The 20,883-nt window shown below is 46.6% G+C and carries 13 protein-coding genes, 3 tRNA genes and 3 rRNA genes; 14 read left to right on the forward strand and 5 right to left on the reverse strand.

What is annotated here, in order from left to right; genetic code table 11:
* The first annotated feature begins 26 nt into the window (after window positions 1-26).
* The 6 genes from L0991_13830 (at window position 27) to L0991_13855 (ending at window position 5,337) form a co-directional block, all read left to right on the forward strand.
* Window positions 27-1,579 (forward strand): 16S ribosomal RNA (locus tag L0991_13830).
* Window positions 1,580-1,646: 67 nt separating this feature from the next.
* A tRNA-Ile gene (locus tag L0991_13835) sits at window positions 1,647-1,723 on the forward strand.
* A 14-nt stretch (window positions 1,724-1,737) separates the two neighbouring features.
* Window positions 1,738-1,813, forward strand: a tRNA-Ala gene (locus L0991_13840).
* Window positions 1,814-2,116: 303 nt separating this feature from the next.
* Window positions 2,117-5,007: ribosomal RNA gene (locus L0991_13845) — 23S ribosomal RNA — on the forward strand.
* 92 nt (window positions 5,008-5,099) lie between these two features.
* Window positions 5,100-5,215, forward strand: a 5S ribosomal RNA gene (gene rrf / locus L0991_13850).
* Together the 16S, 23S and 5S rRNA genes with 3 tRNA genes alongside form the textbook arrangement of a ribosomal RNA operon.
* A 45-nt stretch (window positions 5,216-5,260) precedes the next feature.
* Window positions 5,261-5,337 (forward strand) — tRNA-Asp (locus L0991_13855).
* 814 nt (window positions 5,338-6,151) lie between these two features.
* On the opposite strand, the gene L0991_13860 is transcribed toward L0991_13855, so the two are convergent.
* The 4 genes from L0991_13860 to hemC are packed head-to-tail and all read right to left on the reverse strand — an operon-like array spanning window position 6,152 to window position 10,239.
* On the reverse strand, window positions 6,152-7,333 hold the full coding sequence (locus L0991_13860) for a heme biosynthesis protein HemY (GenBank protein XGB62430.1): 1,182 nt from the start codon (window positions 7,331-7,333) through the stop codon (window positions 6,152-6,154).
* A complete protein-coding gene (locus L0991_13865) occupies window positions 7,333-8,550 on the reverse strand; it encodes a uroporphyrinogen-III C-methyltransferase (protein XGB62431.1) in 1,218 nt (405 codons plus the stop codon). The genes L0991_13860 and L0991_13865 overlap by 1 nt, the downstream gene beginning before the upstream one ends.
* A gap of 19 nt (window positions 8,551-8,569) precedes the next feature.
* Window positions 8,570-9,298 carry a uroporphyrinogen-III synthase gene (locus L0991_13870; GenBank protein XGB62432.1) on the reverse strand — a complete coding sequence of 243 codons (729 nt, stop codon included), beginning with the start codon at window positions 9,296-9,298 and terminating at the stop codon, window positions 8,570-8,572.
* Window positions 9,299-9,300: 2 nt separating this feature from the next.
* Window positions 9,301-10,239, reverse strand: a complete 939-nt coding sequence (hemC, locus tag L0991_13875; GenBank protein XGB62433.1) for a hydroxymethylbilane synthase — start codon at window positions 10,237-10,239, stop codon at window positions 9,301-9,303.
* Window positions 10,240-10,583: 344 nt separating this feature from the next.
* Between hemC and L0991_13880 the strand changes: the two genes are divergently transcribed.
* A complete protein-coding gene (locus L0991_13880; GenBank protein ID XGB62434.1) occupies window positions 10,584-13,112 on the forward strand; it encodes a class I adenylate cyclase in 2,529 nt (842 codons plus the stop codon).
* Window positions 13,113-13,181: 69 nt separating this feature from the next.
* Here L0991_13880 and cyaY read toward each other — a convergent pair whose 3' ends face one another.
* On the reverse strand, window positions 13,182-13,496 hold the full coding sequence (cyaY, locus tag L0991_13885) for an iron donor protein CyaY (GenBank protein ID XGB62435.1): 315 nt from the start codon (window positions 13,494-13,496) through the stop codon (window positions 13,182-13,184).
* Here cyaY and L0991_13890 point away from each other — a divergent pair.
* The 7 genes from L0991_13890 to L0991_13920 all read left to right on the forward strand — a co-directional run bounded on the left by L0991_13890 (window position 13,476) and on the right by L0991_13920 (window position 20,865).
* The gene (locus L0991_13890; protein ID XGB62436.1) at window positions 13,476-13,688 is read left to right on the forward strand and encodes a lipoprotein; all 213 of its coding nucleotides are present in this window, start codon (window positions 13,476-13,478) and stop codon (window positions 13,686-13,688) included. The genes cyaY and L0991_13890 overlap by 21 nt on opposite strands.
* Before the next feature lie 41 nt (window positions 13,689-13,729).
* A complete protein-coding gene (gene lysA, locus L0991_13895) occupies window positions 13,730-14,983 on the forward strand; it encodes a diaminopimelate decarboxylase (GenBank protein ID XGB62437.1) in 1,254 nt (417 codons plus the stop codon).
* A gap of 11 nt (window positions 14,984-14,994) precedes the next feature.
* Complete coding sequence (gene dapF, locus L0991_13900) at window positions 14,995-15,825, forward strand: diaminopimelate epimerase (GenBank protein XGB62438.1); 831 nt, start codon at window positions 14,995-14,997, stop codon at window positions 15,823-15,825.
* Window positions 15,826-15,870: 45 nt separating this feature from the next.
* The gene (locus L0991_13905) at window positions 15,871-16,569 is read left to right on the forward strand and encodes a DUF484 family protein (protein ID XGB62439.1); all 699 of its coding nucleotides are present in this window, start codon (window positions 15,871-15,873) and stop codon (window positions 16,567-16,569) included.
* Complete coding sequence (gene xerC, locus L0991_13910; GenBank protein ID XGB62440.1) at window positions 16,538-17,470, forward strand: tyrosine recombinase XerC; 933 nt, start codon at window positions 16,538-16,540, stop codon at window positions 17,468-17,470. The genes L0991_13905 and xerC overlap by 32 nt, the downstream gene beginning before the upstream one ends.
* Before the next feature lie 10 nt (window positions 17,471-17,480).
* Window positions 17,481-18,197 (forward strand): 5-amino-6-(5-phospho-D-ribitylamino)uracil phosphatase YigB, encoded by a 717-nt coding sequence (yigB, locus tag L0991_13915; protein XGB62441.1) that lies wholly within the window; start codon window positions 17,481-17,483, stop codon window positions 18,195-18,197.
* Window positions 18,198-18,366: 169 nt separating this feature from the next.
* On the forward strand, window positions 18,367-20,865 hold the full coding sequence (locus tag L0991_13920) for an EAL domain-containing protein (GenBank protein ID XGB62442.1): 2,499 nt from the start codon (window positions 18,367-18,369) through the stop codon (window positions 20,863-20,865).
* Window positions 20,866-20,883: the final 18 nt, after the last annotated feature.

A 20,883-nucleotide genomic window follows, 5' to 3' on the forward strand; every position in this document is an offset into this window, starting at 1 on the left:
AGTATTCATTGAGTCACCAAAATCTTAAATTGAAGAGTTTGATCATGGCTCAGATTGAACGCTGGCGGCAGGCCTAACACATGCAAGTCGAGCGGAAACGAGTTATCTGAACCTTCGGGGGACGATAACGGCGTCGAGCGGCGGACGGGTGAGTAATGCCTAGGAAATTGCCTTGATGTGGGGGATAACCATTGGAAACGATGGCTAATACCGCATAACGCCTACGGGCCAAAGAGGGGGACCTTCGGGCCTCTCGCGTCAAGATATGCCTAGGTGGGATTAGCTAGTTGGTGAGGTAATGGCTCACCAAGGCGACGATCCCTAGCTGGTCTGAGAGGATGATCAGCCACACTGGAACTGAGACACGGTCCAGACTCCTACGGGAGGCAGCAGTGGGGAATATTGCACAATGGGCGAAAGCCTGATGCAGCCATGCCGCGTGTATGAAGAAGGCCTTCGGGTTGTAAAGTACTTTCAGTTGTGAGGAAGGGGGTGTCGTTAATAGCGGCATCTCTTGACGTTAGCAACAGAAGAAGCACCGGCTAACTCCGTGCCAGCAGCCGCGGTAATACGGAGGGTGCGAGCGTTAATCGGAATTACTGGGCGTAAAGCGCATGCAGGTGGTTCATTAAGTCAGATGTGAAAGCCCGGGGCTCAACCTCGGAACTGCATTTGAAACTGGTGAACTAGAGTACTGTAGAGGGGGGTAGAATTTCAGGTGTAGCGGTGAAATGCGTAGAGATCTGAAGGAATACCAGTGGCGAAGGCGGCCCCCTGGACAGATACTGACACTCAGATGCGAAAGCGTGGGGAGCAAACAGGATTAGATACCCTGGTAGTCCACGCCGTAAACGATGTCTACTTGGAGGTTGTGGCCTTGAGCCGTGGCTTTCGGAGCTAACGCGTTAAGTAGACCGCCTGGGGAGTACGGTCGCAAGATTAAAACTCAAATGAATTGACGGGGGCCCGCACAAGCGGTGGAGCATGTGGTTTAATTCGATGCAACGCGAAGAACCTTACCTACTCTTGACATCCAGAGAAGCCAGCGGAGACGCAGGTGTGCCTTCGGGAGCTCTGAGACAGGTGCTGCATGGCTGTCGTCAGCTCGTGTTGTGAAATGTTGGGTTAAGTCCCGCAACGAGCGCAACCCTTATCCTTGTTTGCCAGCGAGTAATGTCGGGAACTCCAGGGAGACTGCCGGTGATAAACCGGAGGAAGGTGGGGACGACGTCAAGTCATCATGGCCCTTACGAGTAGGGCTACACACGTGCTACAATGGCGCATACAGAGGGCTGCAAACTTGCGAGAGTGAGCGAATCCCAAAAAGTGCGTCGTAGTCCGGATTGGAGTCTGCAACTCGACTCCATGAAGTCGGAATCGCTAGTAATCGTAGATCAGAATGCTACGGTGAATACGTTCCCGGGCCTTGTACACACCGCCCGTCACACCATGGGAGTGGGCTGCAAAAGAAGTGGGTAGTTTAACCTTCGGGAGGACGCTCACCACTTTGTGGTTCATGACTGGGGTGAAGTCGTAACAAGGTAGCCCTAGGGGAACCTGGGGCTGGATCACCTCCTTATACGAAGATATTCACGATAAGTGTCCACACAGATTGATACGGTTTAGAAAGTAAAAGAGACGATATTGGGTCTGTAGCTCAGCTGGTTAGAGCGCTCGCCTGATAAGCGGGAGGTCGGTGGTTCAAGTCCACTCAGACCCACCAATATCGACTTAGATGGGGCTATAGCTCAGCTGGGAGAGCGCCTGCCTTGCACGCAGGAGGTCTGCGGTTCGATCCCGCATAGCTCCACCATCTTTAAGTGTTCTTATTTCTTTAGAATAGAAAGTAGAATCTTTAAAAATGGTTCTTTTCTTTAAATAGAAAGTTGAATCAAGCTCTTTAACAATTTGGAAAGCTGACTGATTTAAATAACACAGTTATTTAAATCAAATTAAAAGTTCTCAATGTTTATCTTTAGATAAACACAACACAAACACATTCAAGTGTCTTGTATTCAAAATTGAGTCCGGCAAACACGTAATAAGAATTAACCCTTCTTATTACAACCAAAAACCTTGGTTGTTTACCATACATAAAGACCTCTTCGGGTTGTATGGTTAAGTGACTAAGCGTACACGGTGGATGCCTTGGCAGTCAGAGGCGATGAAGGACGTATTAACTTGCGATAAGCCCAGATTAGACAGTAAAAGTCATTTGAGTCTGGGATTTCCGAATGGGGAAACCCACTTACATAAGTAAGTATCTTGTTGTGAATACATAGCAGCAAGAGGCAAACCGGGGGAACTGAAACATCTAAGTACCCCGAGGAAGAGAAATCAACCGAGATTCCGAAAGTAGCGGCGAGCGAAATTGGATTAGCCCTTAAGCTTTTAATGAGACAGACGAAGGCTCTGGAAAGTGCCGCAATAAAGGGTGATAGCCCCGTAGTCGACATCTCATCATCAGTGAAAACGAGTAGGGCGGGACACGTGATATCCTGTCTGAATATGGGGGGACCATCCTCCAAGGCTAAATACTACTGACTGACCGATAGTGAACCAGTACCGTGAGGGAAAGGCGAAAAGAACCCCTGTGAGGGGAGTGAAATAGAACCTGAAACCGTGTACGTACAAGCAGTAGGAGCACCTTCGTGGTGTGACTGCGTACCTTTTGTATAATGGGTCAGCGACTTAATTTTAGTAGCAAGGTTAACCGTTTAGGGGAGCCGTAGGGAAACCGAGTCTTAACTGGGCGTACAGTTGCTAGGATTAGACCCGAAACCAGGTGATCTAGCCATGGGCAGGTTGAAGGTTGAGTAACATCAACTGGAGGACCGAACCGACTAATGTTGAAAAATTAGCGGATGACTTGTGGCTAGGGGTGAAAGGCCAATCAAACCTGGAGATAGCTGGTTCTCCCCGAAAGCTATTTAGGTAGCGCCTCGGACGAATACTACTGGGGGTAGAGCACTGTTAAGGCTAGGGGGTCATCCCGACTTACCAACCCTTTGCAAACTCCGAATACCAGTAAGTACTATCCGGGAGACACACGGCGGGTGCTAACGTCCGTCGTGGAGAGGGAAACAACCCAGACCGCCAGCTAAGGTCCCAAAGTATAGCTAAGTGGGAAACGATGTGGGAAGGCTCAGACAGCCAGGATGTTGGCTTAGAAGCAGCCATCATTTAAAGAAAGCGTAATAGCTCACTGGTCGAGTCGGCCTGCGCGGAAGATGTAACGGGGCTAAGCTATACACCGAAGCTGCGGCTACGCACTTATGTGCGTGGGGTAGGGGAGCGTTCTGTAAGCCGTTGAAGGTGGTCTGTAAGGGCTGCTGGAGGTATCAGAAGTGCGAATGCTGACATGAGTAACGATAAAGGGAGTGAAAAACTCCCTCGCCGGAAGACCAAGGGTTCCTGTCCAACGTTAATCGGGGCAGGGTAAGTCGACCCCTAAGGCGAGGCCGAAAGGCGTAGTCGATGGGAAACGGGTTAATATTCCCGTACTTCTTACAATTGCGATGGGGGGACGGAGAAGGCTAGGTGGGCCTGGCGACGGTTGTCCAGGTTCAAGTACGTAGGCGGAAGAATTAGGTAAATCCGGTTCTTCTTAACGCTGAGATACGATGTCGAGCTACTACGGTAGTGAAGTCATTGATGCCATGCTTCCAGGAAAAGCCTCTAAGCTTCAGATTGTAAGGAATCGTACCCCAAACCGACACAGGTGGTCGGGTAGAGAATACCAAGGCGCTTGAGAGAACTCGGGTGAAGGAACTAGGCAAAATGGTACCGTAACTTCGGGAGAAGGTACGCTCTTATCAGTGAAGTCCCTTGCGGATGGAGCAGACGAGAGTCGCAGATACCAGGTGGCTGCAACTGTTTATTAAAAACACAGCACTGTGCAAAATCGTAAGATGACGTATACGGTGTGACGCCTGCCCGGTGCCGGAAGGTTAATTGATGGGGTTAGACTTCGGTCGAAGCTCTTGATCGAAGCCCCGGTAAACGGCGGCCGTAACTATAACGGTCCTAAGGTAGCGAAATTCCTTGTCGGGTAAGTTCCGACCTGCACGAATGGCGTAATGATGGCCACGCTGTCTCCACCCGAGACTCAGTGAAATTGAAATCGCTGTGAAGATGCAGTGTACCCGCGGCTAGACGGAAAGACCCCGTGAACCTTTACTACAGCTTGGCACTGAACATTGACCCTACATGTGTAGGATAGGTGGGAGACTTTGAAACCGCGTCGCCAGATGTGGTGGAGTCGTCCTTGAAATACCACCCTTGTAGTGTTGATGTTCTAACGTTGGCCCCTGAATCGGGGTTACGGACAGTGCCTGGTGGGTAGTTTGACTGGGGCGGTCTCCTCCCAAAGAGTAACGGAGGAGCACGAAGGTGGGCTAATCACGGTTGGACATCGTGAGGTTAGTGCAATGGCATAAGCCCGCTTGACTGCGAGAATGACAATTCGAGCAGGTGCGAAAGCAGGTCATAGTGATCCGGTGGTTCTGAATGGAAGGGCCATCGCTCAACGGATAAAAGGTACTCCGGGGATAACAGGCTGATACCGCCCAAGAGTTCATATCGACGGCGGTGTTTGGCACCTCGATGTCGGCTCATCACATCCTGGGGCTGAAGTCGGTCCCAAGGGTATGGCTGTTCGCCATTTAAAGTGGTACGCGAGCTGGGTTTAGAACGTCGTGAGACAGTTCGGTCCCTATCTGCCGTGGGCGTTGGAAAATTGAAGGGGGCTGCTCCTAGTACGAGAGGACCGGAGTGGACGAACCTCTGGTGTTCGGGTTGTCATGCCAATGGCATTGCCCGGTAGCTAAGTTCGGAATCGATAACCGCTGAAAGCATCTAAGCGGGAAGCGAGCCCTGAGATGAGTTTTCCCTGACGCTTTAAGCGTCCTAAAGGGTTGTTCAAGACTAGAACGTTGATAGGCAGGGTGTGTAAGCGCTGTGAGGCGTTGAGCTAACCTGTACTAATTGCCCGTGAGGCTTAACCATACAACACCCAAGGGGTTTTGATGGACTCATAAGATACAAACGCTTGAATGAGTTTGAGAGAACAGAAACAGCTTTCCGAATTTTAAAATTTGCTTGGCGACCATAGCATTGTGGACCCACCTGATTCCATGCCGAACTCAGAAGTGAAACACAATAGCGCCGATGGTAGTGTGGGGCTTCCCCATGTGAGAGTAGGACATCGCCAGGCTTTAAATTATGAACGACTTGTCAGCGACGACAAGTAGTCCACTGCGGAGTGGTAGTTCAGTTGGTTAGAATACCGGCCTGTCACGCCGGGGGTCGCGGGTTCGAGTCCCGTCCACTCCGCCACTTATATAGAAAAGCCCTGCTAGAAATAGCAGGGCTTTTTTACATCTATCAAAAATGTATGTTGTATCAGGCTATATTCAGTAATTGATTGGTGAATAGGTAGAATAATAACTGAACTACATCACATCTTTTAGAAAGCCTAGTCTGACGACTAGGCTTTCGTGGTTTCTAGGTTCCGGTCATTTACTCTTTGTCTAACTGTCTCCGCTCGCATACAACCTCAGCAGTTAATGCTTTGATTCAGAAGCTTCGTTAGAAATAGTGCGTCTTTCCTGTACCTGAACATAGTGTCTAGTGCTTCATACGAAAGCGTTCGGCAAAGGCTCAGCCCACTTCCTTGTTCATTACACAATTGAACCTAAGCCTAATCCTTACGACTAGAATCTTATCGTCCTGGTAATGAGTTTTGTAAGGTTCTTTTCCTCAATGATGCCTGAATCTATCTTGATTAGAAGGCTTTGGGTTTGTAGTTTCTGGTAACAGATAGCTCTGAGTTGGACGCTATTCGATCTCTCCCAAAATGGGAGGTGTGGCTGGTAGTCTATTGTGGAAACTTACTCCCTCTAATCATCTCTAAAGGTCTTGCTTCTGAGCTTGGTTAACTGGTTAGAATTGGCACTAAAGCTTTACCAAGCGCTATTGGGGACCCGCTTTAAGTGCTATTTCTTAACGCTCTTTGATTTTGGTTACGTGATTGGTCTCGATGACTTCGCTCTGTGATGAGAGGTTGTTGCAAGTAGGGCTTACTGAGAGGGGATTTGTAGATACAAAAAAGCCGATGCTAGGCATCGGCTTCTTATTTATGCAGCGTAATTTAAGCTGGTTGAACTAAAGCGAGTGCCTTACGAGAAACCTCGTGGGCTGCTTTGGTTAAGTTCTGCTTCTCTAGTGCATCTGATAGGTATCCGTAATCTGACACATTTGAGCGAAGTGCTAGGGCCTTCTCGAAGTGGTTTTGTGCTTCTGCCCACTTCTGTTCTCTTAAGTAGAACTGAGCTAATGCACTGTGTGCTTCTGCATTATTGCTATCTTTGCTGATAGCTCGCTCTAGCATAACAACCACTGGATGGTGATCAGCAAGATTCAGCTCTGGAAGTAGCATGTAGAGCTCGTTTGAACCTGTTTTAGCAATGTTCTCTTTGATAACTGTGAAAGCTTCTGCATCGGCTTTACGGGCGATCAGTTGTTTTACGAAACAAGAGACAAGGTGTGAGCTTTGCTTTTGTTTTCTTGGAAGCTTGTTCCAGTGACTGATTAAGCCTTCGCTGCCTTGCTGTTGTGCTACATCGTGAAGCAAACCACATTGTGCTTTCTGCTCTAATTCACTCTGTTCTTCTGCTGTTAGAAGCTTGTTTTTAGCGAGCTTAGGCGTTAGTTCCAGCAATGGTTGCCATAACTTAAGTTGCATGTAGGTCGCTTTTAGCAAGCCCAGAACCGCAGTGTTGTTTGGATGTGAGCCTTTTAAGCTAGAAAGCGTATCGAAAGCAGCTTCATAGTTTGATTCACTGATTTGCTGTTTCGCTTTTGTTAGCTCTACTGCCAGCAGCGAATCATCTTGTTGGCTAGCCAGTTCGATGTATTTATCGCGTTCAGCAGTGTTGCCTTGCTCATGCGCTGCTTGAGAAGCCACTAGGTAACAAAGCAGAGGCATGTCGTGGTGGTTAGCCCAACGTGTCACTTTCTTCTCTGCACCTTTCCAATCACCTTCAAGAAGCTTGATGATGCCTTCATTGGTGTAGCGACGAGAGCGCTTGAGTTTACGAACACTGAACCAATTCCAAGTTGTTGAACTTGCGTAAATCAGCTTTTTAAATAGGTATTCTAGGCCGAATAGTGCTGCTAAAAGTGCAATCACAAAGATTGCCAGTGTGGTTACACTCATCTCAATTGTCTTATTGGCAATTGAGATCAGTACATAACCTTGTTGACCTGAAAACTGCGTGCCGACAAATAGACCTGCACCCAGAATGAGGAAAAGAAAGATTAAACGAATCATTATTTCTCCTCCGAGGTCATTACCGTCACCTCACGGCGTAGACGTTCACGAATCACATCAGACAATTGGTTCTGAGACTCAAGTTTCACTGGGTATTTAACAGTGATGTTTTGCTCACTTAGCTGTTTGATAGCCTTCTCAAACTCGATAACTGAATTGTCATCTTGGTTTAGGTACGACTTAGACCACTCGTTAGCTGTCTTTAGAGCTGCGCTATAAACTTCACCTTGCTCTTTGTAGACTGCGCGAATTGCGGTTTCCAGTTTACCTTTGATGTTTTCACGCAGGTAGAAGTGCTGTTCTGGGGATAGTAGAGGGATAACCTCGCCATCTCGGCTACGAAAAGTGATGAAGTTTTCTGAGAAGTCTTTCATCGACGTCATCAGGTTACTTTGCCAATCATTGATGTCTTGAGATACGGCTTTTTTCTCGACGACTTCAGCCTCAGGAAGAATCGCATTCGCCAGAGGTAGCTTATCGACTTGTTGCTGAAGGCTCGTGATACGTAGGACTAAGCCATCGCGGTCGATCAGAGGGATAGTACGAAGCTTAGTGATGTCATTAGTCATAGACTGACGCAATGATACTAGGCTTGGATCGTTAAGTGCAGCGATACGCTGATCGGCACTTTCCATTAGTTTGGTTGCGCTAACCGCATCATGCTCAAGGAATAGTTTACGACCAGCTAGTTTTACTAGGTAATCAGCTTCCGCAAGCAGCCAGTCATTTGGACGACGACCTTTCACATCGGCTACCGCTAGTTGCAGACTTTGAATGCTCTTTTGTTGTTGAGATTGTACAACCTGAGTTTTCTCTACCGCATGTGACGCTTCTTGGATAGTCTCTTGCTTGATAGCTTGCAGGTCTTTATTTAGAGCAGATTGGGTATTTTGTAGCTGGGCTTGAAGTGCTGCGATTTGATCTGAATATTCAGCACTTTTTTGCTGCATTTGGAAGGCAATACCGCCGCTGAAAATAATAGAAATTGCGATAGCGATAGCGCCAAATTTCACACCGCGCTTGCCTTGTTTTTCTGCTTTTTCTATTTGTTCTTTGTGATCGGCTTGAAGCTGTTCATTGTGAGTCTTATTCGATGCCGGGGCATCAAGCTTTGGTTCTGTTTCTTTTGATTCAGCGGTTTCGTCTTTGGTCGCTACTGGCTGAGTATCTTGGTTCTGTTCAGGTTCAATATGCTCATTATTTTTTTTGCTTGTCATGCTTATTTCCTGTTTCTAGCTAGGGCTGGAGAGCAGCCAGTAATATTTGGTTCGCAGCACTTTGAGTATTCGTAACGTTAGAGAAACCGAGCTGTTGTGCTCGTTGTGCTATGCGCTTGCTTGGAACAAACAAATGTCTCGTTGAAAGCCAAGCAGAATACTCATCAGGGGTAACGGAGCACAGATACTCCAATTGCTCCTGACTAGTGACGACTACTTTGGACGTTTTTTTGTTTATCCATGTTTGATAGGTATTGTGATCGTTTATAGGAATATATTCTCTACGGTAGGTCTCACAATAAGAGACTTGTGCACCTAGGTTGAGCAAAGAATCCCGAATGAGCTCTCGCCCACCATTCCCACGTAGTATCAAAATGGATTTATTTTTTACGTCACTAAGTTCAGCAAGTTGAAGAAGATGTTCACTATCACTAACTTGAGGATAGTTTACTTTTTGTTTACAGACTTTGCTTAAAACGTGCGCAGTTTTTTGACCAACGCCAAGATAAAGCGGCGAAGTAGGCCAAACGCACGAAGTTTTAGAAAGGATATTTTGAGCCGCGGTCACGGCATGATGACTGATAGCGATGATGATATCGCTGTTGTTAAGTTGGACGCTTAAGTTCGCCGAATCTGGATTATCAATGATGCGGATAAGCGGATGATGGATTGCTTGAATCCCTTCATCCGCTAGTTGTTGGCAAAGCGATTGTCCCTCTACACCGGGACGAGTTACCAACACTGTCATGATTATTCTTGGTCTGCGTATAGCTTGGTTAGGATTTCTCTTGCGCCATCGTCTAACAGTTGATTTGCCAGAGTCACACCCAGCGTTTCTGCTTCTTCACGAGGACCAGAGATCTCACCACGAATCATTTTAGAACCGTCTGGCTCACCAACCAATGCACGTAGCCAGATGTTGTCGCCGTCTAGTAGAGAGTAACTACCGATAGGCACCTGACAACCGCCTTCTAGTGTTAGGTTCATTGCACGTTCGCACAGAACACGGTCAGCAGTATCTTTGTCGTTTAGAGGCTCAAGAAGCTTAATTAGGCGTTCATCATCAAGACGACACTCGATACCTACAGCGCCTTGGCCTACAGCTGGTAGAGATTGTTCTGGTTCGATAAAGCTACGGATACGCTCTTCTAGTTTTAGACGCTTAAGGCCAGCTGCCGCTAGAACGATTGCATCGTATTGACCGTCATCGAGTTTACCTAGACGAGTGCCCACGTTGCCGCGCAGTTCTTTGATGATCAAATCAGGACGGTATTCCAGTAACTGACATTGACGACGCAGGCTACATGTACCTACGACAGCACCTTGTGGCAGTTCATCAATGTTGTTGTATGTGTTTGATACGAATGCGTCACGAGGATCTTCACGTTCACAAATCGTCACTAGACCTAGACCTTCAGGGAAGTCGACAGGCACATCTTTCATTGAGTGAACCGCAAGGTCAGCACGACCTTCTAGCATTGCCACTTCAAGTTCTTTTACGAACAGACCTTTACCACCCACTTTAGCAAGCGGAGTGTCTAGGATGATGTCACCTTTGGTCACCATAGTTACCAACTCAACCTCTAAACCATGGTGAGCAGCTTGAAGAGCATCCCTTACAAAGTATGCCTGCCAAAGGGCAAGAGGGCTTTTTCTGGTTGCGATACGGATTGGTGCTGAATTTGTCATGGTGTTTCCGATATAGGTTCTGTAATAGCCTAATCCTACCATTGTGAGGCGAAAATTCTTACTGTTTGATCATTCCATGCTTTGATAGCTGAGAGATTTTCATAAGTTCACCAAAATAGTGTGATTGGTATCTCATTTGAAACATGGGCTATTATTAGAAATAGTCAATAAAGAGGACACTACGGCGCCGTGAGTTTAACTTTTTGTCATTAAGGAATTGGCCAGTCTGGCGGCTTCCTTTGCTTTACCATTAGGGGTAAAAGTGTTAAATTGATCACGTTTTGTTGCTGCATTCGTTCAGTAACTAAACAGAAGTGCATTTAATCTCAAACCAAGGACTTACCTTGCAGGCTTACACTCAAACATTGATTCAACGATTAGACAATCTTAATCAACAGCGCATTGATCGTGCGTTGGCGTTGATGAATGTGCAAGGCCAACGAGTTTTTAACCTTATTCCTGCACTGCTTCATTTCAATCATCCAATGATGCCTGGTTATTACGACCAACAAGTTCCTTTTGGAATTCGTAGCTTCACGCCTAATGAATTCCAAAAGCAATTTGTCTCTGATACTGAACTTACCTTAGGTGGCAAGCTAACCGAGTCTGCGGAGCCAGCAATTCTTGGTTTGTACACCATGGGCAGTACCTCTTCTATTGGTCAAAGCACTTCTAGTGACCTTGATATCTGGGTGTGTGTGTCTCCGGATATGGATGGCCCTGCGCGCGATAGTCTCACCAACAAGTGTTTGTTGATTACTGACTGGGCTGAAACCTTGGGCGTTGAAGCTAACTTCTTCTTAATGGATGAAGAGCGCTTCCGTTCAAACCACTCTGAAGAGATGACCGGTGATAACTGTGGCTCCTCTCAGCACTTGCTGTTACTTGATGAGTTCTACCGTTCTGCCGTTCGTTTAGCTGGCCAACGCCTGTTGTGGCAAATCATTCCACCAGAAATGGAAGAGTGCTATGACGAATATGTTCAGGGCTTGTGTCGAGATGGCTACCTTGATTGTTCGCAATGGATTGATTTCGGCAAGCTGAATCGTATCCCTGCTGAAGAGTACTTTGGTTCTAACCTGTGGCAGCTCTATAAGAGTATCGACTCACCGTATAAATCGGTGTTAAAGGCGATCTTGCTAGAAGCTTATTCATGGGAATACCCAAACACTCAGCTCTTGAGTATCGATACCAAGCGCCGCTTCTTCGCGGATGAGCCTGATCTGTACGGCATGGATAGCTATTATCTGATGCTAGAGAAGGTGACTCGCTACCTAGAACGTATCAACGACCACACTCGATTGGACTTGGTAAGACGCTGTTTTTATCTGAAGACCCACGAGAAGTTGTCACGTGAGGCGGGCATTGGCTCTGTCGCATGGCGTCGTGAAGCGCTCACTGAGATGACTCAATCTTGGAACTGGGGACAGGATACTATTGCTGAACTCGACAACCGTCGTAACTGGAAAGTCGAGCAAGTCAAAGTCGTGCACCATGCGCTGCTTGATGCTTTGATGCTGAGCTATCGTAATCTGATTCAGTTTGCACGTCGTAATGACATTACTTCGGCAATCAGCCCACAAGATATCAGTATCTTAGCGCGTAAGCTGTATGCGGCGTTTGAGGTGTTGCCAGGTAAAGTGACGCTACTGAATCCGCAAATTTCTCCGGATCTTCACGAACCAGACTTGAGCTTTATTGAGGTTCGCCAAGGTCAATCGAATAAAGCGGGTTGGTACTTGTATAAGCAGCCGCTGATTGCACATCGTATTCTTGGTCAACCATCACTGGAGCACCATGAGTACTTAAGTAAGTTAGTGGCTTGGTCGTTCTTTAACGGCTTGATCACTGAGTCGACACGTCTTCACTCTGTGGTTCGTGATGCCCATATTGATATCGATAAGTTCTATCAAATGGTGAGTGACCTGCGTAATACCTTCTCGTTGCGTAAGCGCCGTCCGAGTATGCAGGCACTGGCGAGTCCATGTGAGATTAGCCAGCTGGCGATGTTCATCAACTTTGAAAATGACCCGACTTCTGAATTAAGTGGTCGAGAATTAAAAGTGGATCTCAAAAATGCGGATATCTTCAGTTTTGGTGAAGAAGGTAAGAGCTTAGTCGGTAGTGTTGATTTGGTTTACCGTAACTCTTGGCATGAAGTACGTACTCTTCACTTTCAAGGTGATACGGCGATGCTTGATGCATTGAAGACGGTGTTAGGCAAGATGCACCAAGATGCGTTACCGCCAGAGTCAGTCGATGTGTTCTGTTACAGCAAAAACCTGCGTGGTGTGATGCGTAACATGGTGTATCAACTGCTTGCTGAGTGTATCGAGTTAAGGCTAAAACCAATTGAGCCAGAGAAACGTCGCCGCTTTAAGGCTATTCGTCTTGCTAACAAGATGTTTGGTCTGTTCTTTGAGCGCCGCGGTGTATCGGTACAGATGCTAGAAAACTCGGTTGATTTCTACCGTAGTATCTCTACCAATAAGCTCAAGGGTTCACCTCTGCTGATGCTGGATAAAGAGCAAGAGTATCAACTGCCAGAAGTGGTGGATGGTTTTGCGAGTGAAGGCTTAATTCAGTTCTTCTTTGAAGATACTGATAAAGGTTTCAATATTTACGTATTAGACGAGTCGAATCAGGTTGAAGCTTATCACCAGTACAGTGGTGAAAAAGATGAGATGATCGCAAGTGTGAATACCTTCTACACATCGGTAAAAGATGAGTCGAAGATGTCATCTAAATTGATTAACTTTAACTTGCCTCAGTACTATCAAATCGTTCACCCAGAGGAGGGCAATTCTTATGTTGTGCCTTACCGTAACGATGCGACGTTAGCTTCTCGGAGCTCAAAGATAGTTAACATCTAGTTTGTTTAGACTGATTGATATTAAAAAGGAGTGATTGATTCACTCCTTTTTAGTTTTGCTTACAAATGATTAGACCCAATCGATCTCTTCACCTGCGTGCTTCACGCATTCTTCTTTAACCATCTCAAACAGCTCCATGCCTGTCTTAGAGCATGTCCACTTGTCGTCGATTAATTTAAAGTGGAAGCCACCAGATTTAGACGCCAACCAGATTTCTTTCATTGGTTCTTGGCGGTTAATAATGATTTGGCTGCGGTTCTCAAACTCCAGCGTCATCACGTTACCAGTCACTTCGTAATCAATATCTGCCTCTGAATCGTCGATAGCTTCTTCGATGTTTTGCATCTGTATATCGACTAGTTGATGAAATTCAGTCTCGTTCATCCTTTCTATCCTATTGCTTTTCCTGAGTGTGGTGCGATTATAGGGGGCATTGAGTTAATAATCACGATATGCAAAATGAAAAAATTAATTACCGCTCTGTTTATGCTGTCCGTTATTGGACTTTCTGGTTGTGGTCAAACGGGTCCGTTATACGATCCTGATGAAGTTCAGCAAACTGAACAATCACAATAAGTGAAACACGCAGAAATCGTTATTTATAAGGGATAAGAACTTTGGATTACTTCAACTATCAGGAAGATGGCCAGCTTTGGGCTGAGGACGTCGCACTTTCACAACTCGCAGAGCAATATGGTACGCCGCTGTATGTATATTCTCGCGCTACATTAGAACGCCACTGGAATGCATTCGATTCATCGGTTGGCGAGCATCCACACTTGGTGTGTTATGCCGTTAAAGCGAACTCGAACCTTGGCGTATTGAACACTCTGGCACGATTAGGTTCTGGCTTTGATATCGTTTCTGGCGGTGAGCTAGAGCGTGTAGTCGCTGCAGGTGGCGATCCAGCGAAAGTTGTGTTCTCCGGTGTCGGCAAAACAGCTGCTGAAATGAAACGTGCGCTTGAGTTGAACATTAAGTGTTTCAACGTAGAGTCTGAGCCAGAGCTAGAGCGACTGAACAAAGTGGCTGGTGAGCTTGGTGTTAAGGCACCGATTTCACTGCGTATCAACCCAGACGTTGATGCAAACACTCACCCTTATATCTCGACTGGTCTGCGTGATAACAAATTTGGTATCGCCTTCGACCGTGCTCCTGCGGTTTACGCTTTTGCACAAACATTAGAAAACCTGTCTATCCACGGTATTGATTGCCACATCGGCTCTCAGCTAACAGATATTGAACCTTTCATTGATGCGACTGACCGTTTGCTTGCCCTGATTGACCAACTGCGTGCTGATGGTATTAACATTAAGCACCTTGATGTCGGCGGTGGTTTGGGCGTGGTTTATCGTGATGAACTGCCACCACAGCCTTCAGATTACGCGAAAGCGCTATTGGCTCGCCTAGATAATCATTCTGATCTAGAGCTGATTTTCGAGCCTGGAAGAGCGATTGCAGCTAACGCTGGTGTATTATTGACGAAAGTTGAGTTCCTAAAGCCAACAGAGCACAAGAACTTTGCCATTATCGATGCGGCAATGAACGACTTGATGCGTCCAGCGCTTTACCAAGCGTGGCAAGATATTGTCCCAGTGAACCCTCGTCAAGGCGAAGCAGTAACGTACGATTTGGTTGGTCCTATCTGTGAAACAGGTGATTTCCTAGGTAAAGACCGCGATTTGGTGCTTGAAGAAGGCGATTTGCTTGCGGTTCGTTCTGCCGGTGCTTATGGCTTCGTAATGTCCTCTAACTACAACACTCGTTCGCGTGCGGCTGAAGTGATGGTTGATGGCAACAAAACTCATCTAGTTCGTCAGCGCGAAGAGCTTACGAGCTTGTGGGAACTTGAAAACATTCTTCCGGAGTAATTTAAAGCGTTATGCACTTCCACTTTTCTAAAATGCATGGTTTGGGCAATGATTTCATGGTCGTGGACTGCATTACTCAAAATATTTTCTTTTCTCCAGATTTGATCCGTCGTTTGGCGGATCGTCACACTGGCGTGGGCTTTGACCAACTACTTGTGGTTGAGGCTCCCTATGATCCAGAAACTGATTTCCATTACCGCATATTTAATGCGGATGGCAGTGAAGTGGAGCAGTGTGGTAATGGTGCTCGTTGTTTTGCACGATTCGTTCGCATGAAAGGCCTAACGAATAAGTACAGCATTAACGTCAGTACCAAGAAAGGCAAAATGGTTCTCAAGATAGAAGAGAATGACCTGATCACCGTGAACATGGGCATTCCTGAGTTCGAACCAAGCAAGATCCCATTTAAAGCGAAGCAACCTGAAAAGACCTACATCCTCAGAACCGATGCACACACTTTATTCTGTGGTGCGGTCAGTATGGGTAACCCACATGTGGTGACCGTGGTTGATGATGTCGATACGGCAGATGTGGATACCTTAGGTCCACTGCTTGAATCACATGAGCGTTTCCCTGAACGTGTTAATGCTGGCTTTATGCAGGTGGTTAACCGTGAAGAAGTACGTTTACGTGTTTATGAACGTGGTGCAGGTGAAACTCAGGCTTGTGGTAGCGGTGCCTGTGGTGCTGTTGCGGTTGGTATTACTCAAGGCTTACTGGCTGAGAATGTGAAGGTTAGCCTACCAGGCGGAGACTTACATATTAGCTGGCAAGGTCCGGGGAAACCTCTGTATATGACGGGCCCAGCGACGCATGTGTTTGATGGCCAGCTTTCTTGCTGATAACGATACATAACAGATAGATACATAAAAAATAAAGGATAGGTTTTGTCTAACGTTGAAGCCGACGCACTCACCGCAGAAGTGGTCGCGGAATATTTACGTGATAACCCAGATTTTTTCCAAGACCGAAAAGATTTGGTGGATCGCCTTGCTATTAATAACGTTGAGCAGGGTGCCGTTTCTCTGGTTGAGATTCAGCTTAAACGTCAACGCCAGAGAATCGAAGAGCTAGAAGAAGAGATCACTGGCTTAATGTCTCTGGCGGCGAATAACGATAAAACCTTCTACGAGTTTATGGATCTGCAAGCGCAAGTGCTGAAATGCAGTGACTTCATGCAGGTAATTAAAGCGGTTGAGCAAAAGGCACTCGACCTTGGGCTGAAGGCTCATTTGCGAATCCTTTCGCAAACGGGTTTCTATCAACTCAGTGAAGAGGGCTACTCGAAGTTTTCACTTAACCACTTTAATGGCAAAGATGCCTACCTCGGGCGTTTGAGAAAAGCCGACAGACAAGATTTGTTTGGTGATTTTCCGGTTCCAGAGCTAGGCTCTTATGTAGTACTACCACTTGCTAAGCAGTCTCCATTGGGCTTGCTCGCCTTTTCTAGTGAAGATGGCGGACATTTCCAACCTCATATGGACACGCTCTTTTTACGCCACTTAGCACTTGTCGTGTCTCATTTGGCGGACACCTTACCTTGGCAGACAAATAATGAGCCTAGAGCCCAAAATACCTCTTCCTAATAGCCTTCAAAAGCCTCTTTCTCGCTTCTATGAATATCTCAGAAGCGAGAAGGGACTCAGCCTACACACCCAACGAAACTACAAACAACAACTTGAAACCATGGCCGAACACTTAGTCACACTTGGGCTAAAGGATTGGCGTCAAGTTGATGCTGCTTGGGTAAGACAACTGGCCAGTAAAGGCATGCGTGACGGGATGAAGGCAAGCAGCATTGCAACTCGCTTATCGTCACTGCGTAGCTTCTTTGATTTTCTTGTATTACGTGGCGAAATAACTGCGAACCCTGCAAAAGGGGTTTCTGCGCCTCGTAAGCAGCGTCCGTTACCAAAAAACCTCGATGTAGATGAAGTCGGTCAGTTGCTTGATGTGAATGAAGACGATCCACTCTCGATTCGCGACCGAGCGATGATGGAGGTGATGTACGGTGCTGGCTTGCGTCTTGCTGAGCTGGTCGGTATCAATCTGAAAGACGTGCTCAGCCGCCAAGGAGAAATCCGAGTCATTGGTAAAGGTGACAAAGAACGTAAGGCGCCATTTTCTGGTTTAGCCAAAGAGTGGGTTGATAAGTGGCTGAGAGTCCGTGGTGAATTGGCTTCTCCGGGAGAGGATGCCTTGTTCGTCTCTAAGTTGGGCACGCGTATCTCTCACCGCAGTGTTCAAAAGCGCATGGAAGAATGGGGCAAGAAGCAATCTGTGGCGAGCCATATTAGCCCGCATAAGCTGCGTCACTCCTTTGCAACGCATGTGCTCGAGTCGAGCCAGAACCTTCGTGCGGTCCAAGAATTATTGGGTCATGAAAACATCTCGACCACCCAAGTGTACACTCACTTAGATTTCCAGCATCTAGCACAAGCATACGATCAGGCTCACCCAAGAGCCCGTAAGAAAAATAAAGACTAAAGGTTTTACTATGCGAATTTACCGAGGGTTACAGCCTGTCAAAGCCATGTCCTTTGATTTGGATGACACTCTATATGACAACTGGCCTGTGATCATGAAGGTTGAGAAAGAGATGGCGCAGTGGCTTTTTCAAGAGCACCCTGTGTCTGCTTCTTTGTCGCTGGATGAGTGGCAAGCTGTAAAACAACGAGTCGCATTGGAAAACCCAGCTCTAAAACATGATGTCACCTTGTGGCGTGAAACGCAGATAAAGACGGGTTTACTGCAGTTGGGTTACTCTCTGCAGCAAGCGGAACAGGCTGCTCGTGATGGTATCGAACATGCCTTATGGCTACGCAACCAAGTCGACGTTCCTCAAGAAACCCATCGTGTGATGGAGGAACTTGCCGAGCGTATTCCTTTGGTTGCGATAACCAATGGCAATGTTGATCCCCACAAAATTGGCCTTGGGCAATATTTCCAACTCATTCTTAAAGCAGGGCCAGACGGCAGAGCTAAACCTTACCCAGACATGTTTGAGAAAGCACAACAGCACTTAGGCTTTGATGCTAGCAATATCCTTCATGTGGGTGATCATTTGAGGACGGATGTCTATGGAGCCAAGAAAAATGGCTTCCAAGCATGCTGGTTTAATGACACTGGTTCCAATTTATACCTATCTTCGAAGGCGAGTGTGCTTCCTGATGTTGAAATAGAACAGCTCAGCGATCTTATGCGACTAATTTAATGGCCACTGCAGGCTTATTGTGTCGCATTTATGATAGTGAATTGTTACATTAGTCGAGTTTAAAGGCCTGTTTAGGCTAGGATAATTAGCGATTACTTATTACGATTCATTTCAATCATAGCGGTGGTTGCGGGTTCTCTATTCCATTAGATTTCGAACAAGGGTTGGCATGCAAACATATACATTTCTCGCAAACACAGAGGAGCAATTAGAATCTCAACTTGCTCAGCGCGAATGGTGTGATAGCAAACAATACCTAGTTCAACTTTTCTCTACGCAATCACCTGATGTGGCTCGCCAACTTGCTAATGTGGCGCTCAATCGTTTGAGCCATGCGACGTTGATTGGCCAAAGTGCTCGTCATGTGATTTGTGATAACTGCCTTGAGAGTACTTGCACCTTAGTCATTGTTAGTGAATTCAATGAAACTCGCTTAACCTCCGCGGTACAGCCTTTTACAGGCAATCCTAACCAAGATAGCCAAGATCTCGTATCTCAACTTGAGCTATCGGAAGACACCAAAACCGTCATCAGCCTGTGTGATCAGGTTGAAGGACGTGATTACCCAATTTATGGTGCTTTCGAAAATCATTCCTACGCATTACCAGTGGCTGGTGGCTTGTGCCATGAAAATGAGTTTGGTCGCTGGGTTATGCACAACGAGCAAACTTACCAACATGCCTGCGTAGCAGTTGCCTTGACGAACCCTAATTTAAAGGTGTGGTCAGACGCTTACTCCGAGTGGAACCCTATCGGGATGAAACTACGAGTGACTCATGCGATAGGGAACCGTCTCTATGCATTAAATGACAAGCCGGCGATTGAGGTATTCAAACATTACCTTGCCGATGGTAAAGATCTTCCTTTCAGCCAACTGATGAGTTTCCCGCTTTATCGCGAACTTGGCAGGAAGAAAGGGATATCAACACCGCTTCGTATTAATGATGATGGCAGTATCGAGTTTGATAGCCCTTGGCAGATCGGTGAAGAGGCTCAGTTCTGTTATAACCACCCATCACTGACTGCCGAAAAGGTGCGTCATGGTGCAGAGATGCTTGCCATGCATCAGCCTGAGTCTGTGATCATCTATAACTGCGTATCTCGATTGGAGTTCATTGACAGTAAGTTAGAGCTCAAGCCATTTGAAGGGATAGTAAATGCATGTGGTGCCTACTGCATGGGAGAGCTTTACCGCACTGAACAGCGACAAGACATCCTCCACCACAGCCTGACTTATATCGCGATGAGAGAGTCTGATGAGGTGAACGAATTTCGCTGTGAAGACTTTAAATGCGACTCAACGGTTTCACCGCTGCTTAACTTAGTTCGAAACGCAGTGGCTGATCTCGACAGCATGAATACACAGATGGAGAAGAAACTTCATCAACAGGCACGCCGCTTAACCGAGAGCTACCGTATCGACTCGCGAACGGGGCTACCAAACCGCATTGTATTGAAAGAGCGCCTCAACACGATTCTATTTAGTGAGCACTTGCTAACTCTGAAACTCACTAATTTTCATCAGGTGAACGAAAAGTACGGTTATCAGGTGGGTGACCAGCTACTGCTTGATCTCTCCAATCACTTTATCGACCGCTTGCAGCTTCGTGTTGTAAAAGAGCCAAGCGTGAAGGTTGAGCTGTTCAGTATTGGTGTTGGTGAATGGGCGATTATCTTCAATGCGAGTGTTGAGAGCACTAAGATAAAAGAGCGCTTTGTCGAGTTCGCGGATGATATCGAACACATTAACTTCGAACCTTATGGCTTAACCGATATTGATTACCTGTCAGTGTCTTTGTGTGGTGGTTTTGCCAGCCGCTGTGACTTCTTGAATGATAGTGGCGATGAAATCTTGCTAAAAGCGATTGAAGCTCGACGTTATGGTGTGCGTAACAACACCCATATTACCAACGCTAAAGATATTCAGGTGAGTGAAGAAGATCGTAAAGAGCAGCTAGGTTGGTTGAGCTGTGTAAGCCGAGCGATCTTAGATCAGAACATCATTACCTACTCGCAACCTATTGTGGAGGCGGGTACGCATGAAATGATTGGCCAAGAGTGCTTGGTGAGAATCATGGAAGCTGACGGGACGATTGTGCCACCAGGTAAGTTCTTACCTATGATTGCCGACACACACCTTTATACACGTCTTAGTCGCCATATGATTAAGAACACTATCGGTTATATGGCCGATAAACAGAGCCCGTTTTCTATCAACCTTTCTCCGCAAGACCTTTTAAGTGATAAGACACTTGAGGTGCTCGAGACTGCCATTAGTGGCATGAACGATCCTACTCGATTGGGGCTCGAGGTGCTTGAATCTGAGCAGATCAGAGATTATGGCCGTATGATTGAGGTCTGTGACCACTTCCGTTCGTTAGGTGCAAGAATCATCGTTGATGATTTTGGTTCCGGTTACTCTAATATCGATGAGATCATTAAGCTTGAGCCGCAGATAATTAAGCTCGATGGCAGTTTGATTCGTAATATCGACAAAGACCAGAAGCAAAGAAACATTGCTTCTCAGCTAGTACGCTTGTGCCAAGTGTTTAATGCCAAAACGGTCGCTGAGTTTGTTCATAATCAACAGGTTTGTGAGATAGCCGAACAGATGGGGGTCGATTATCTACAAGGTTATTACTTCGGTGAGCCTAAGCGCCTGTTTTAGTTATTAAAGCGAGTGAGT

Origin of the sequence: Vibrio chagasii, from assembly GCA_041879415.1 — a bacterium.
GTDB lineage: Bacteria > Pseudomonadota > Gammaproteobacteria > Enterobacterales > Vibrionaceae > Vibrio.